This window comes from Cupriavidus sp. FW305-3-2-15-C-LB2 (assembly GCF_058787575.1).
Window position 1 is genome coordinate 69,796 of record NZ_JBYSZW010000013.1, and the last position, 14,974, is coordinate 84,769.

Below are 14,974 nucleotides of genomic sequence, written 5' to 3' on the forward strand. Positions count from 1 at the left end.
CGGAATCCGCGCGGGCGATACGCGTCGGCTGACCTTGCACGATGCGAGGCGCCAGCAAGAGACATCGAAGCTGAATCAGCGCCATCGCGGCGCACACAGCAACCCAGGATAAGGCCCACGGTGCATCCCGGCACTTCCGACCTGCATTTCATTGCTGGCCGCCGGGAGCCTCCTGCCGCAATGAGCCGGCTCACGGCTGCGGACGATCCGTTGCTGGGCTGCCTGCTGTTGCTGAACCGGGCCCTGCAACGGACGGTGCCTTCAGCGGTCCTGCTGGAAGGGCTGCCGCTGGACGGGCAGGCCCTGACGTTGCCGCTGCTCTGCACTGCGGCGGCGCGCGCCGGCTTGTCGACCCGGCTGGCGGAGCACGACCTCGACGATATCCCGGATACCTCGATACCGGCCATGCTGTTGCTGGACAAGAACAGGCCGTGCGTACTGCTGCAGCGCTGCGAGCACGGACGGTTTCTCGTCGCCCTGCCAGGCTGGGGCGGTGGGGTGCAGGAAGTCAGCCGCGAGGAACTGCTGACCCAGTACAGCGGGCACGCCGTCTTCGCGCAGCCAACGCTGCAAGCGGCCGTGTCAGCCGATACGGAGCCGGCACAGCCGTGCCCGTGGCCCGGCGACGCGATGCGGCCATCATGGCGGCGCCGTTGGGAGCGGCTGCTTGCCTCGACGCTCAGGGCACTATGCCTGCGGGGCAGGCTGCCGGCTGAGGATGTGGTCCGCGCTGGTGGCTAGTCATTGTCCGGCCAGACAGGCGCGGCTCCGATGACGCATCAGGGCGTCGGCGATGCCGACGTGTTGCCCGAACTGCTCTGCCAGGTCCCCACCGACAGGTCACGTTGAGCGGAAACCGCATCTCGTAGCGGTGGCCGACATCCTCGGTCAACCCGGCCGGGGTCATCCGCGCTCCGCACTGTCCCGGTATGCAATAGGTCAAGCCGAACGCGCTGCACGCAGTCGTTCACCATGCCAGGCGCCTTGGGGAAATGAAAAGGAGGCAGGGCAATTTGCCCTGCCTCCGCTCAGGCGCCGGTCTGCCCTCCCCGGCACAGACGCGCGCCCCCGTCCAACCGGCTTAGATGACGCAGGCAAGCTTGACGGTGAGGCCTCCCCAATCGGTGGCCTGGTTGGTGTCGACCTGTACCTGCAGCTTGTCGTTGCGGTTGACGGTTCCGGACGGCACCTCCTGGCTGCAGCTCTGCTGGCCATTGCTGATCTTGCAGCTCAGGTCCCTGACCGGCGTGATGGTCGCTGAAGCGCCAGCCCCTGTCACCGTGTGCACCGAAATGTCCAGCGTTCCCTGCACCTTGCCGAGTGTGGTGGCAGTGAGCGTGACACGGCTGCAATCGTAGGGGATCACGACGCCGAAGTCCGAAGGCAAGGGAACCGCCCCGCCGGCGCCGGTCATGGCATAGTTGCCGCGGCTGAGCGTGGCTGGCACGTTGAAGTTGCCGTTGTAGACGGTGCCTGTCCCCATGCTCACGCCCGAAGTTGGCCACTTGCCGCCCGCCTTGGGACCGTACAGCGTCGAGGTCGTGGTGTCGAAATAGAAGTCGCCATCGACGCCGATGTCGTCGGTCGGCGCACCGCTGCCGTACAGGATGTGACCGCCATTGCCTGCAGTGCCGCCACCGGTGCCGCCGGTGCCGCCGCTGCCGCCCGGCTGGGTGACCAGCGAGACCCCTGCCGGCCACACGTCATTGGCCTTGGGCCCGTACAGCGTCCAGGTATCGGTGTCGAGGTAGTAGTCGCCATTGTTGCCAACGCTGTTGGCTGGTGCCCCCGCGCCCGTCAGGACGACGCCGCCACCGGTGCCCGACCCGGTGCCGCCACCCATCTGGACGCCCGGCGGCCACGTGCCGTTTGCCTTGGGCCCGAACAGGGTCGAGGTGGAGGTATTGATGTAGTAGTCGCCATTGTTGCCGACGCTGTCGGTCGGATCGACCGAGCCGGACAGGATGGTGTTCCCGGCCGCTCCGGTATTGCCGGTACCCGCCACCGAAACCCCTGCCGGCCACGTGCCGTTTGCCTTGGGCCCGAACAGCATCCAGGTCACGGTATTCAGGTAGAAGTCCCCGTCCTTGCCGATCTCGGGCCCGGGATCAGTGGTACCCGACAGCATGGCGCTGCTGCTGGCGGCGGTCTGCGTTGCGGGCGTTGTTGGCGTCGTGGGTGACGCTGGCGCTGACGTTCCCGTGCCTGGGGCTGTGGCGGCGGCGCTGGCAGGCGTCGATTCGCCCCCCCCGCCTCCCCCGCAACCGGCGGCCGTGATGACCAGACAGGCGAGCGGCAAAGCCACAAGTTTCAAATGGATGCGTTTCATGGATGGACCCCTTTCCCTGGCTTTTGAGCACATAGAATTCGTCAGCCTTGGCAAGCGCCAACGATGAGGTCAATCTAGCTGGCGGAATCGGAATGGAAAATCGGCTCTATGGACGAGCTTCGGTTATGCGAAATGGCGTCCCGCAGCGCGGATGAAAATGCCCGCGCGGGATAATGCCGGAGCGCTCGGCACTATTCACGGGGTACAGTCGCCGCGGGGCTGCGTAATTCCCGCGAAGCCTTGCAGGACAAGGCATTTCCGGCCATGGAAAGTGGCTTCCGGAGGCTCCGGCAGCCACCGCGGACACTGTTTTCCAGCGCCCCGAAAATGCCGCCAATCGCCACTGGAGTGGAATGCCGGCGCGAGCTGAACGGCTTAGCGAGGAAGTATTAGACAGGCCGCCAGAGCAGTCGGAAAAAGTATGTATAGCAAATGAAACGTCATGGGCGACAGAAAATTAATGGTGAAGGCAGGCCACTGTCCGAATACCCACTCGGCACGATCGGGCTGTGAGATGTCGACCCGCGGGTATCCTCGCGTGGCCCGGCGATTGTCATCGAAACGAGATAGACACCGGGCGCAAGGCTTGCTGAACTCCGGGGGCGATTCGCGCATGCGCCAACGGAGAGTCCGCCATGAACCTGAAGACACTAAGTATCGCGACGTTCAACCTGTACAACCTGAATGTGCCGGGCCTGCCTCTCTATACCGACCGCAACGGCTGGAGCGAGCAGGAATACGAGCGCAAGATCGCCTGGACGGCGAGCCAGCTGAAGCTGATCGACGCCGACGTGGTCGGATTCCAGGAGCTGTGGCATGGCGACGCGCTGCTCGCGGCAGTCGAGGCCGCCGGCCTGGCCGATGCCTATGACGTGCTGGTGCCGGACAACGCCAATGGCAAGGGCATTGTGTGCGCAGCCATCGTCCGCCGCGGATTGCTCGCAGGCGAGGCCGAGTGGATCGCCGATTTTCCCGAGAAATTCGTGCTGAAATCGAAGGGAGACGATCCGCAGACACCGCAGATCAGCGTCAGTATTCGCGGCTTTTCCCGGCCGGTCCTGCATTTCACCATCCGGCCGCGCGAGGATGAGCCTGCCATGCACATGTACGTATGCCATTTCAAGTCGAAGCAGCCGACCCGGATCGATGGCGAGGCCTGGTATGAAAAGGAAATCTACGCGAAACATGCCAAAGCCGTCGGCGCTGCGTTGTCGACGATCCGGCGTACCGCCGAAGCGGCCGCGCTGCGCTTCATGCTGACCGACAGCATGAAAGGCAACAACACCGCAGTGGTGGTGATGGGCGATATCAACGACGGCCAACTGAGCAATACCGCCAATATCCTGACCGAGCAGCCTGCCTATCTGGTGGGTGACTCGGTCGGTGGTGGCGATATTGCGCTCTATACCGCGCAGACATTGCAGGAATACCGGGACACGCGCGATGTCTACTACACCCATGTCTTCCAGGATTTTCGCGAATCGCTTGATCACATCCTGGTCAGCGAGCAGCTATATGACAACAGCAAGCGGCGCCGCTGGCTGTTCGACGGGCTCATTATCAACAACGATCACCTGAACTTTAGCGATCACAAGGGCCTGGGCACCAACGACCATGGCATCATCCGCGCGGTGTTCAGACACCGGCCGATCCAGGACGATCTCGGTTGAGCAGCGGCACGGCCACGCAGGCGCGGTGCCGCGCCAGCGTGGCCCTTATGCAGGGCTCACGTCAACGCCGACAGCAGGATATTCTGCGCGCCCTCGCCGTCACGCGAGCCCTGACGCTCGTATGTTCCGTCCGGCGCCATCTGCCAGGTGTCACGCCGGTCTGCCAGGTACGGTTTCAGCCCTTCCGCGATAACGCGCTCCTTCAACCCGGCATCAAGGATGGGAAAGCAGATCTCGATCCGCCGGGACAGGCTTCGCTCCATCCATTCACCGCTGGATAGCATGACCTTTTCCGCCCCGCCATCGTGAAAATAAAAGATGCGCGAGTGCTCGAGAAACCGGCCCATGACGGATTTCACCGTAATGTTCTCCGACAGGCCGGCAACGCCGGGGCGCAGCGCACAGGCGCCCCGGATGATCAGGTCGATACGGACTCCGTCGCGTGAGGCGTCGTACAGCGCCTGAATCAGGTCGGGTTCCAGCAGCGCATTCATCTTGACCACGATCCATCCCTTGCGACCGGCCCTGGCGTGCCCGGCTTCGCGCCGGATCGCTTCAAGCAACCCCGTCTTCAAGGTGAAGGGCGATTGCCAGATATGGGTCATGCAATGGGTCTGGCCACGACCAGTCAGCTGGCTGAACACTTGCGCCACATCCTGCGTCAGCGACTCATTGCAGGTGAGCAATCCAAAATCCGTATAGGTGCGCGTGGTCTGGTGGTGATAGTTCCCGGTTCCGAGATGCACATAGCGCCGGAGCTTCCCACCCTCGCGTCGCAATACCATCACCATCTTGGCGTGCGCCTTGAAGCCGACGACCCCATAGATGACATGCGCGCCGACTTCCTCCAGTTGCGTTGCCCAACCGATATTGGCCTCTTCATCGAAGCGGGCCAGCAGTTCCACCACGACGGTGACTTCCTTGCCGTTGCGCGCGGCCTCGATCAGTGCCGAGAGCAGGACCGAGTCGTGCCCGGCCCGATACACCGTCTGGCTGATTGCCACCACATCGGGGTCCTGTGCCGCCTGCCTGACAAAGTCCACCACCGGTGTGAACGACTGGAACGGGTGATGCAGCAGGATGTCGCCCTCGCGAATGGCGCGGAAGATATCGGAATGCTCGTGCAGCACCTTCGGCAGGCCGGCCCGGAAAGGCAGGTACTTCAGTTCCGGCCGGTCCACCTGATCTGGCACCTGCATCAGGCGAACCAGGTTGACCGGTCCGTTGACGGAGAACACCTCGCTTGCCGCCAGGCCGAACTGCTGCTGCAGGAACCCAGTCATTGCCGGCGTGCAGTTGTCAGCCACTTCCAGCCGGACCGCATCACCATAATGACGGTGCGGCAGTTCGCCTTGCAGCGCCTCGCGCAGGTTCTTGACCTCTTCCTCGTCCACGAACAGTTCGCTGTTGCGGGTCACGCGGAACTGATAGCAGCCGCGCACGGTCATGCCACTGAACAGCTCGCCGACGTGGGCATGCAGGATGGAAGAAAGGAACACAAAGCCATGCTCGCATCCGGCGATCTCCGGTGGCAGGGCGATCACCCGCGGCAACGCTCGTGGCGCCTGCACGATCGCATAGCCGGAGTTGCGCCCGAACGCATCCTTGCCCTCGAGTTCAACGGCGAAATTCAGGCTTTTGTTGAGCACCCGTGGAAACGGATGCGCCGGGTCCAGGCCGATCGGCGTCAGGACTGGCATCAGTTCGGCGAAGAAGAACTCCCGGATCCATTCCGCCTGCGCGAGGTTCCACGAGGGCCGCCGCAAGAAGCGGATCTGCTGCTCGGCCATGGCCGGAATCAGCATGTCATTGAACAGGCGGTACTGCTGATCGACCAGTTCCCGGACCCGTTGGTTGACCCTGGCATAGACCGCCTGCGGCGTCAGCCCGTCCGGGCCGACCACCGGAGACTGAAGCAAGCACTGCTCCTTCAGGCCGGCCACGCGGATCTCGTAGAACTCATCCAGATTGCTGCTGAAGGTACACAGGGCACGCAGGCGCTCAAGCAGCGGCACCGCGGGATCGGCGGCCTGCTCCAGCACGCGGCCGAAGAACTCCAGCTGGCTGAGTTCGCGGTTGATATAGAGCTCATTGCCATTCAGCAGGCCATCCGGGTCGACCGGGGTGCCGAGGCGCCCCTCCTCCGCGTCAATTGGCGGCGCATTCTGCATGGGATCGGATTCGGGTTTCATGATTGGAATGTCGGTGCGGGGGAATCCTTCCCGATTCTAGCTGGCGTATTGCGCATATCGAGGCGAATCTGATCGCACTGGTCCCGCGAAATACGTACCATCTTACGAGCATTCGCTGCGTAAAATGATCTGACGCGCCCACTGGAGCCGCCAATGACACACGAAATACCGTCTGCGACCGAGACCACCCCCGAAGGTCTGATGCGCTTGATCGAGCATATTGGAGGTGCTGCAGCGCAAGGTCATCTTGACCCGGAGTTTGTGCGCAAGCTGGGCAAGCGCATTGCCAACGAATTGCAGCAGATGAAAGCGACCAGGCTACCGGGTGACCGCGAGCTGGCGGGCCTGGACGACGGCATAGAGGCCCTGCTGCTGGCCGCGGACCGCAAGCACGGCGCCAGGCTGACCCGATCGCTGCAGAAGTTGCGGGAGCACGAAAGCCCCTTCCCCGGCGGGGAGTCGAATGCTAGCCAGTCGCACTAGCAGGCTGCCTGGTGAAGTGAGTTCATTAAGCAGATGGTTCAATGACCTGGGTCGTTATTGCCACCGCAGATAACCTTGGAACCTATGTCAAAGACTGACAAGAAGCGATACCTGAAAGCACTCAACCGGCGCCTGAAGAAAGAATCGTCCGGAAAGTTCGATACGGTCTTTGTCTTCGACCCGTGCGGCTCGAAGCCGAAGAACGCCACCGGGGTGACGACCAGCGGCCCTGCCAGTGACGAGACCCTTGCAGTGATGAACGCAGTCCAGGCCAGGGTATTCGAAAAATTCGAGGGCACGGCAAAGCTCGGATAAATGGAGCGCGAACTCAAGCTCGAGTTGCTGCAGGACCAGGCCGAAGGGCTGATCGGCTTGCCCCTGGTGTCGTCCTGCTGCGTGGAGCCGCCGCACGAAGACAGGCTCGTGAGCACGTATTTCGATACGTCGGATCTTGCTTTTCGGCGTATGCACGCCTCGCTGCGCGTGCGGCAAGCAGGTGAACATTATGTACAGACGTTGAAGACCTGGGGCACGCAGCATGGGGCGCTTTACGAGCGGGAAGAGTTTGAGTCGGCAGTTCCCGGAAATACGCCAGATCTTGGTGCACTGCGAGACAAATTGCCCGAGGGCACTGCGCTGGGGACGCTGCTGCGTGAAGGCGACCTGGCGGAACGGCTGAAGCCGATCTTCATCACGGATGTCCGGCGCACGGTGCTGCTGTTGCGCTTGCCACAGGGGGACGAGGTCGAACTGGCGGTCGATCGCGGCGTTGTCCGCGCGAACGACGCCACGGAGCCGATCCGCGAGCTTGAGATGGAGATCCAGGCCGGTGAGCCCGCCCATCTGTCAGCGTTTGCCCTGCGGCTGCTCGACGCAGTGCCAATGCGCCTGAGCCGCGCCAGCAAAGGCGACCGTGGCTATGCGCTGGTCGCTGACGAGGCCAATGAAGCGGTACGGGCGGAGCCCCTCAGACTGGCCGAAGCAGGGTCGGCTGAAGCCGTGTTTCAGTGCATTGCCGAGAGCTGCCTGGCGCAAATCTCGGGGAACGAACGCGGCGTGGTCAATGGCTCCAATCCGGAGAGCGTGCACCAGATGCGTGTCGGCCTGCGTCGCCTGCGCTCCGCGCTTGATATCTTCGAGCCGCTGCTGGCCTGCCCGCCGGCACTGCAATCGAACCTCAAATGGATTGCCGATGAACTGGGCCCCGCACGTGACTGGGAAGTGCTTGCCAACACCACCTTGCGTGACGCATTCGATGGGGCGCCGGAGGACGTGGGCGCGGGCGCGGTGCTTGCCGCGGCGAAGGCAGTCGCAGCCAATGCGCGGCAACGCGCGGCCCAGGCCGTGAATTCCGATCGTTACACCCGGCTGATCCTGACGCTGAGCCATTGGCTGGGCAGCGCGGACTGGCGCCATGGCCTTGACGAGGCGCAGCGCGCGGCACTCACGGGACCCGCCAGGGACTTCGCGCTGGCCACGCTGCGCAAACGGCAACGCAGGCTGCTCAAGCGGGGGCGGGGCATGGCAAAGCTCGATGAGCAGCGGCGCCATCGTGCGCGTATCGCCGCAAAGAAGCTGCGCTACGCGACCGAGTTCTTTGAATCCTTGTTTGCCGCGAATAAGGTGCGCCGCTATCGCCGGCAACTGTCGCGCCTGCAGGATGACCTGGGATGGCGCAATGATATGGCGGTTGCAGAGGGATTGTTGCTGCGCCTGGCGACAGAGCGGCAGCAGCTTGCCATTGGCTGTGGCTATGCGCGCGGCTATATCGCAAGGGCTGTCAGCATTGACCGGCAGCCGCTGCGCTGCCTCTGGAAACAATTCAAGGCGGCACGCCTGCCCGCTTAGCGCGGCTCCGGGCGTCAGTGCACGTTCATCGTCGCGGCCAGTCCTGGCGCACTGCACCGGCGATGCTTTCACTGTCGCCGGCCCCGATTCGTCGGTCGTTCTCCGTCAGCAGGGTTCGTCGCCCTCCGCGTAAACCCCAATGACATAGCCGGCACATTGACAGTTTCCTGACAGCCTTCCCCGCCTAGAATCGGGCCCCTGGTCATCCGGACCGGCGGCAAACGCCGGAATCCGCAACCGGCGCCCCCCGGCGACGAGAAACACAGCCTCCCTGGCCCGGCGCCCTGGCCGGCCAGCGAAACGCTCAATTCACGACAGGAACGCAAATGGAAAACGGTGCACGCGAACAGATCCCGGCCACGCTGATCCCAGGCGACGGGATCGGTCCCGAAGTAGTGGACGCCACCGTCAGGGTGCTGGAAGCGCTGGGCGCCCCGTTTGCCTGGGATATCCGGCGCGCGGGGATGGCCGGCGTCGAATACAGCGGCGATCCCCTGCCGCAAGACACGCTGGACAGCATCGGCCGCACCGGCCTGGCCCTGAAGGGGCCGCTGACCACGCCGGTGGGCGGTGGCTTCCGCTCGGTCAATGTGCGCCTGCGCGAGGCGTTCAACCTCTATGCCAACGTGCGCCCTGCCCGCACGCTGGTGCCGGGCCGCTTCGAGAATATCGACCTGGTGCTGGTGCGCGAGAACGTCGGCGGCTTCTATGTGGCCCATGACTACTACATCCCGGTTGGCGACGACCCGCATGCGGTGGCGGTGTCCACCGGCACCAACACGCGCGACGCGTGCCGGCGCATTGCCCGCTTCGCCTTCGAGTACGCCGTCAGGAACGGCCGCAAGAAGATCACGGTGGTGCACAAGGCCAATATCTTGAAGGCGCTCACCGGCATCTTCCTGGAAGCGGCGCGCGAGGTCGCCAGGGACTACGCGGGCCGCGTGGACATGGACGACATCATTGTCGACGCCTGCGCCATGCAGCTGGTGCTCAACCCGTGGCGCTTCGACATGCTGCTCTGTACCAACCTGTTCGGCGACATCCTGTCGGACCAGATCGCCGGCCTGGTTGGCGGGCTTGGCATGGCGCCGGGCGCCAACATCGGCGACCAGGCCGCGATCTTCGAGGCGGTGCACGGCTCGGCGCCAGACATCGCCGGCAAAGGCATTGCCAACCCGATCTCGCTGATGCTGGCCGCCGGCCTGATGCTCGACCACGTGGGCCGCCAGGACCTGGCCACGCGCCTGCGCACGGCCATCGAGCTGACGCTGGTCCAGGACCAGGTGAAGACCGGCGACCTCCACGGCACGGCCACCACGCTGCAGTTCGCGGACGCGGTAGTGAAACGCATCGCTTCCGCCAGCTGAGCCGCGCCTGCGCGGCCCGCCCGGGCCAGCGCGCAAGACTGCCACCCTCCGCGGTCATTCCATACCCGGCACGCCCTGGCGTGCCGGCGGGATCGGCCTTGCTTTTAACCTCGTGCGCCGCACGGACGCACAGACACCCGCCCGCATGCGCCCCACGCTGCAGGGCGGCAAAGAGATACAGAAAAAGATGTTGACCCTGCTCGCCTATTCGATGGTGATCGTGTTCATGGCATTGATCATGACAAAACGGCTCTCCGCCATGGTGGCGCTGATCCTGGTTCCGATTGCGTTCGCCGCGATCGGCGGTTTCGGCCCGGAACTCGGCCCGATGATGCTGGACGGCGTCAAGAAGCTGGCGCCGACCGGCGTGATGCTGATGTTCGCCATCCTGTATTTCGGCCTGATGATCGATGCCGGGCTGTTCGATCCGGTGGTGCGCGCGATCCTGAAGATAGTGGGCGGCGATCCGGTCAAGATCATCATGGGCACCTTCGTGCTGGCCGCGCTGGTGTCGCTCGACGGCGATGGCTCGACCACTTACATGATCACCTGCGCCGCCATGCTCCCGCTCTACAAGCGCCTGGGCATCAGCCGGCTGGTGCTGGCCTGCGTGATCATGATGGCCGGCGGGCTGATGAACATCCTGCCCTGGGGCGGCCCGACCGCGCGTGCCGCCAGCGCGCTGGGCGTGGACGTGGGCTCGCTGTTCGTGCCGATGATCCTGCCGATGATCGTCACCGGCATGTGGGGCCTGTTCGTGGCATTCCTGCTGGGCCGCCGCGAACGCAACCGGCTTGGCAGCATCGCCGTGATGCGCACCGGGGCCGGCGATGACGGCCATGCCATGCCGGAGGCTGCAACCAGCGATCCCCGGATCGCCAGGCCCAAGCTGCTGTGGTTCAACTTCCTGCTGACCAGCGGCCTGATGGTGCTGCTGATTCTCGGCACCTTGCCGCTGCCTGCGCTGTTCATCATCGCGTCCGCCATCGCGCTGATGGTCAACTACCCGAGCCTGCACGAACAGAAGGAGCGCATGAGCGCGCATGCCGCCAACGTCGTGCCGGTGGTGTCGCTGATTTTCGCCGCCGGGATCTTCGTCGGGATCCTGTCCGGCACCAAGATGGTCGACGCCATCGCCAACAGCGTCATCAGCGCCGTGCCGGACTGGATGGGTCCCTACATGGCCCTGGTGACCGGTGTGCTGAGCATTCCGTTCACCTTCTTTATCTCGAACGACGCGTTCTACTTCGGCATCCTGCCGATCCTGGCCAAGGCCGCCGCCGTCTATGGCATCGGCGCGGCGGAAATCGGACGCGCCTCGCTGATCGGGCAGCAGGTTCACCTGCTGAGCCCGCTGGTCGCGTCGACCTACCTGCTGGTCGGCCTGGCCGAGGTCGAATTCGGCGATCACCAGCGCTATACGCTGCTCTGGGCGCTGTCGGCGGCAGTGGTCATGATGCTGGCTACCGTTGCCTTCGGCGTGATTCCGGTCATTGGCCGGACAGCTTGACAGTGAGGAAGCGGGACCGGACGGTCAACGGCATCCGCCTGCCTGGCGTTTTACCCGAACGTGACTTGCAAAGATTTACAAATAGCCTAGCAGATGACCTGACGGCATCCGCCCTGCTGGCTATAGAGGATCACATATCGGCAGCACATAAGCCACATTCGCATCGAATGAGCTAGCCAGCCTTCATTTCGTTGCAAATGACGTATGCAAAGCGTTGCAATAGGGTTAGATCGAATATGTTACTGAATGTAAATGGTGTAACTTGATTGCAAGCTGTACCGCTGGCATTGCGACGCAATGCCGGTGGCTTGAGTAGTAGGGGGGCATCATGCAGCATTCCAGCCGATTCGCGTGCGACCTGGGCCGCGCGCATCTGTCCGGCCGCAATGGCCGCCACGGCAATGCCGGTGCTTCCCGCAACCAGTCCATTCGACATCGACGGCACCTGAGCCGCGCGCAGCACTTCTCGGTGCACCAGCGCCACCTTCGCACTGACGCACCCGCGGCAGAAGCCTGTCGCCCGCCCATCCATCCTGCACGAAGCCGGCCGTGCGGCTGCCGGGCGCGCCACCTGCGCTGACGCCCGCATCGCGCAGCACCTGCAAGAAGCACTGGCCTCTACCCGGTTTGCCGGCCCCTGCGCCAGAACAACAAACCAACCCTATCAAGAAGGCGGGAATCGCCATGGCGCTCTATGCTCTGCGGGAACTCACGCTGCAATCCCTTGGCCCGCTCGGGGCGATGATCGAGGCGGGTTATCGTGCAGTCAATTTCTGGGGCGAGTCAGTCGCCTGGCTTCCGGGGCTGCGCGAGACCGACGCCGCGCTTGAGTTGTTCACCCGGCTGACCAAGGCCTACGGGAAACCTCGCTTTGAGATCGACGAGGTCCTGGTGCGCGGGCAGCCGGTGGCGGTCACCGAGACCGCGCTCATCGAAGAGCCCTTCTGCCGGCTGCTGCATTTCAGGAAGGACATGTCCAGCCCTGGGCCCCGCGTGTTGCTGGTGGCACCGCTCTCCGGCCACTACGCCACCCTGCTGCGCCCGACGGTCGAGGCATTGCTGCCGGAGCACGATGTCTACATCACCGACTGGGCCGATGCGCGCCAGGTCCCGCTTGACGCCGGGCACTTCGATCTTGGCGGCTATGTCGATTACCTGAAAAAGTTCTTGCGCTACCTCGGCGCCGGCACGCATATCGCCGCGGTTTGCCAGCCCGGGGTCCCGGTGCTTTGCGCGGTCGCCCAGATGGCCGAAGACAACGAGCAGGTGCAGCCTCGCTCAATGACCCTGATCGCCGCGCCGATCGACACGCGCGTCAGCCCGACGGCGGTCGACCAGTTCGCGCAGCAATATTCGCTGGCGTGGTTCGAGGCCAACGTCATCGAACGGGTGCCCGCCGGCTACCCGGGAAACGGGCGCCGGGTTTATCCAGGCTTCCTCCAACTGGCAGGCTTCGTTTCGATGAACGTCGCACAGCACGCCGGTGCGCACCTCGACTTCTACCGCCACCTGGTCGATGGCAGGCAGACCGAGGCAGCCAGGCACCGCAAGTTCTATGACGAGTACAACGCCGTGCTCGACGTGCCGGCCGAGTACTACCTGGAAACCATCCAGAAGGTTTTCCTGGAGCATCACCTGTGCCGCGGCCGCATGGAAGTCGGCCAGCGCCGTGTCTACCCCGAGGCCATTGCCAACGTTTCATTGCTGACCATCGAAGGCAGCGAGGATGACATCACCGGCCGCGGCCAGACCGAAGCGGCTCACGCGCTCTGCGCAGGTCTTGCCGCCGACCGGAAGGAACACCTGGTCGTCGATGGCGTGGGTCACTACGGCACCTTCGCCGGCCAGCGTTTCCGGGAATCCATCCTGCCCGCCATGACGCAGTTCATTCAACGGTGCGCCGACTGAGCGCTTCGTCGCCTTGGCGAGGCCAGTTGCGCAAGCTTCCAGGCGGGGACTGGCAAACAGTACAACGCCAACGTACGCCAGCGAACAGACCTTGCCGATGGCCGTGGCACCTTTGCTCTCATGGCGATCCGGCATGCGCGAGCGCCGCCTGTAGTGACCTTCGGAAGCAGGCCGCGATGGCGGCCTTGTTGCTGGTGGTCGTGTCTGCCTCACCGCATCTCCTGTCGGGACCAGGGTCGGCTGGAGTTTTTGTGCGCCAGCGTCTATAACGGAACGCCTGCACGTCCCGCACTTGTGCTCGGAATAACAGCCGGGAGCTTTTGCCTGGCGACGTGACATCTGCCAGCTCTTCCAGGGATTTGGCGCGTTGCTTTTCTGTCATCACCGAGTTGTACAAAGAAGATAGCGGCAGGGGGGTGTCACGTCATGGAATTCATTTCCAAGCTCACACAGCATTGCAGGGTGGTGGCGTACTACGCGGTCGCCTGTATCAGCGTGGTACTTGGGGTGCTGATGCCCCCCGCGTTTGCAGGTGACAAGACTACCTACAGCTACTTCGTAACTGGTACACGGTACTTCATGACTGGCAATCCAGTGCCGGTGCAGGCCCTCCCCACACCTCAGCCACGGGCGGTACAGCCGGTGGTCATCATGGGTGGCGGGCCCGATGTCGATGGCGCGTTTCGCTGGATGATTCGGCAGGCGGGCATTACCAAAGCAACGGGCGGTCGCATGGTCGTGATTCGCGCGACCGGCACCGACGCTTACGACCCTTACTTCTACTACAGCAACAAGAAGAACGCGACCGATATCCCCGCAGTGGACGGCTATGTCGGTGGCGCGTACCTCGGCCTGACTGCGGCGGAAACGCTGGTCATTACCGACACAGCTGCGGCGAATGATCCGTTTGTAAACGCCGTTGTCGGCAGCGCGAACGCATTGTGGATTGCGGGCGGCGATCAGGCCAACTACATCAAGTTCTGGAAAGGTACGAAGCTCAACGCGACCATCGCCGCGCTCATGCAGCAGAACGTTCCTGTTGGCGGCACCAGCGCCGGGGCCAACGTCCTGGGGCAGTTCGTTTTCTCCGCCATCGAAGGGACGGTCACATCGACGCAGGCGCTGAGCGATCCATACAACAAGTACATGACATTTGACCCGAAAGGGTTTTCCGGCCCTGAATTCCTGAACGCTACGGCATTGGACAATACGTTCGTCGATCCTCACTTCGACACGCGCGATCGCATGGGCAGGCTGGTCACGTTCCTGTCAAGAAGCATTGCGCCATGGTCCGGTTCGGGCTGCGAGGGCGGAGTCCTGACGAACCCGTCGGCCGCCCGAGGGATTGGCCTTGACGTCGAGACAGCGTTGCAGATTCAGAATATCTCAGGCCGCTTCGTTGCACAGCGCGTCACCAACATATCCACGACATCGCCCAGCGCTGTTCACTTCCTGAGGCCACTGACTTCGCCCGCGGTCTGCGCGCCCGGCAAGCCGCTGACCATCTACGGTGTCCATGTCCAGCGGCTGGACGACGAGACTGTCTTTGATATGACAAACTGGTGGAATGGCGGCAGCGCAGGAATCGAAGCGTATGTCGTTGACGAGAACGCCGGCATCCAGAGCCCGGCCACCATACATTACTAGGGCCTGCCCCCTCCTCCCCC

General features: G+C 63.6%; 12 protein-coding genes and 1 pseudogene. 10 read left to right on the plus strand and 3 right to left on the minus strand.

Annotated elements, in window-relative coordinates; translation table 11 throughout:
- Positions 1–180: 180 nt before the first annotated feature.
- Entirely contained in the window at positions 181–741 is a 561-nt protein-coding gene (locus tag AC3WRR_RS12275; RefSeq protein ID WP_010809748.1) for a cysteine peptidase family C39 domain-containing protein, read from the plus strand.
- A 6-nt stretch (positions 742–747) separates the two neighbouring features.
- Positions 748–843, plus strand: a pseudogene (locus tag AC3WRR_RS12280) (IS5/IS1182 family transposase); the annotation flags it as partial.
- A 238-nt stretch (positions 844–1,081) separates the two neighbouring features.
- Here AC3WRR_RS12280 and AC3WRR_RS12285 read toward each other — a convergent pair.
- On the minus strand, positions 1,082–2,329 hold the full coding sequence (locus tag AC3WRR_RS12285; protein WP_037024008.1) for a hypothetical protein: 1,248 nt from the start codon (positions 2,327–2,329) through the stop codon (positions 1,082–1,084).
- Positions 2,330–2,964: 635 nt separating this feature from the next.
- Here AC3WRR_RS12285 and AC3WRR_RS12290 point away from each other — a divergent pair.
- Positions 2,965–3,999: an endonuclease/exonuclease/phosphatase family protein gene (locus AC3WRR_RS12290; protein WP_010809746.1), complete on the plus strand. Its 1,035-nt coding sequence runs from the start codon at positions 2,965–2,967 to the stop codon at positions 3,997–3,999.
- Positions 4,000–4,055: 56 nt separating this feature from the next.
- On the opposite strand, the gene ppk1 is transcribed toward AC3WRR_RS12290, so the two are convergent.
- Positions 4,056–6,191 (minus strand): polyphosphate kinase 1, encoded by a 2,136-nt coding sequence (gene ppk1, locus AC3WRR_RS12295; RefSeq protein ID WP_011616956.1) that lies wholly within the window; start codon positions 6,189–6,191, stop codon positions 4,056–4,058.
- A gap of 153 nt (positions 6,192–6,344) precedes the next feature.
- Between ppk1 and AC3WRR_RS12300 the strand changes: the two genes are divergently transcribed.
- The 5 genes from AC3WRR_RS12300 (at position 6,345) to AC3WRR_RS12320 (ending at position 11,399) form a co-directional block, all read left to right on the plus strand.
- On the plus strand, positions 6,345–6,674 hold the full coding sequence (locus AC3WRR_RS12300) for a hypothetical protein (protein WP_011616955.1): 330 nt from the start codon (positions 6,345–6,347) through the stop codon (positions 6,672–6,674).
- Between the two features lie 84 nt (positions 6,675–6,758).
- Positions 6,759–6,989: a hypothetical protein gene (locus AC3WRR_RS12305; RefSeq protein WP_041688054.1), complete on the plus strand. Its 231-nt coding sequence runs from the start codon at positions 6,759–6,761 to the stop codon at positions 6,987–6,989.
- A complete protein-coding gene (locus AC3WRR_RS12310) occupies positions 6,990–8,522 on the plus strand; it encodes a CYTH and CHAD domain-containing protein (RefSeq protein ID WP_010809742.1) in 1,533 nt (510 codons plus the stop codon).
- A 326-nt stretch (positions 8,523–8,848) separates the two neighbouring features.
- Entirely contained in the window at positions 8,849–9,889 is a 1,041-nt protein-coding gene (locus tag AC3WRR_RS12315) for an isocitrate/isopropylmalate dehydrogenase family protein (RefSeq protein WP_010809741.1), read from the plus strand.
- A 187-nt stretch (positions 9,890–10,076) separates the two neighbouring features.
- Positions 10,077–11,399 carry a CitMHS family transporter gene (locus AC3WRR_RS12320; RefSeq protein WP_492297119.1) on the plus strand — a complete coding sequence of 441 codons (1,323 nt, stop codon included), beginning with the start codon at positions 10,077–10,079 and terminating at the stop codon, positions 11,397–11,399.
- A gap of 172 nt (positions 11,400–11,571) precedes the next feature.
- Here the strand turns inward: AC3WRR_RS12320 and AC3WRR_RS12325 are convergent, their stop codons facing one another.
- Positions 11,572–11,835, minus strand: a complete 264-nt coding sequence (locus tag AC3WRR_RS12325) for a hypothetical protein (protein ID WP_492297121.1) — start codon at positions 11,833–11,835, stop codon at positions 11,572–11,574.
- A 248-nt stretch (positions 11,836–12,083) separates the two neighbouring features.
- Here AC3WRR_RS12325 and AC3WRR_RS12330 point away from each other — a divergent pair, with 248 nt between their 5' ends.
- A complete protein-coding gene (locus tag AC3WRR_RS12330) occupies positions 12,084–13,307 on the plus strand; it encodes a polyhydroxyalkanoate depolymerase (RefSeq protein ID WP_492297123.1) in 1,224 nt (407 codons plus the stop codon).
- Positions 13,308–13,733: 426 nt separating this feature from the next.
- The gene (locus AC3WRR_RS12335) at positions 13,734–14,954 is read left to right on the plus strand and encodes a cyanophycinase (protein WP_492297125.1); all 1,221 of its coding nucleotides are present in this window, start codon (positions 13,734–13,736) and stop codon (positions 14,952–14,954) included.
- Positions 14,955–14,974 lie beyond the last annotated feature (20 nt).

Coding starts and splice junctions, on each gene's coding strand:
- AC3WRR_RS12275 (WP_010809748.1), top strand. CDS start 181: ATGAGCCGGCTCACGGCTGCGGACGATCCGTTGCTGGGCTGCCTGCTG.
- AC3WRR_RS12285 (WP_037024008.1), bottom strand. CDS start 2,329: ATGAAACGCATCCATTTGAAACTTGTGGCTTTGCCGCTCGCCTGTCTG.
- AC3WRR_RS12290 (WP_010809746.1), top strand. CDS start 2,965: ATGAACCTGAAGACACTAAGTATCGCGACGTTCAACCTGTACAACCTG.
- ppk1 (WP_011616956.1), bottom strand. CDS start 6,191: ATGAAACCCGAATCCGATCCCATGCAGAATGCGCCGCCAATTGACGCG.
- AC3WRR_RS12300 (WP_011616955.1), top strand. CDS start 6,345: ATGACACACGAAATACCGTCTGCGACCGAGACCACCCCCGAAGGTCTG.
- AC3WRR_RS12305 (WP_041688054.1), top strand. CDS start 6,759: ATGTCAAAGACTGACAAGAAGCGATACCTGAAAGCACTCAACCGGCGC.
- AC3WRR_RS12310 (WP_010809742.1), top strand. CDS start 6,990: ATGGAGCGCGAACTCAAGCTCGAGTTGCTGCAGGACCAGGCCGAAGGG.
- AC3WRR_RS12315 (WP_010809741.1), top strand. CDS start 8,849: ATGGAAAACGGTGCACGCGAACAGATCCCGGCCACGCTGATCCCAGGC.
- AC3WRR_RS12320 (WP_492297119.1), top strand. CDS start 10,077: ATGTTGACCCTGCTCGCCTATTCGATGGTGATCGTGTTCATGGCATTG.
- AC3WRR_RS12325 (WP_492297121.1), bottom strand. CDS start 11,835: ATGTCGAATGGACTGGTTGCGGGAAGCACCGGCATTGCCGTGGCGGCC.
- AC3WRR_RS12330 (WP_492297123.1), top strand. CDS start 12,084: ATGGCGCTCTATGCTCTGCGGGAACTCACGCTGCAATCCCTTGGCCCG.
- AC3WRR_RS12335 (WP_492297125.1), top strand. CDS start 13,734: ATGGAATTCATTTCCAAGCTCACACAGCATTGCAGGGTGGTGGCGTAC.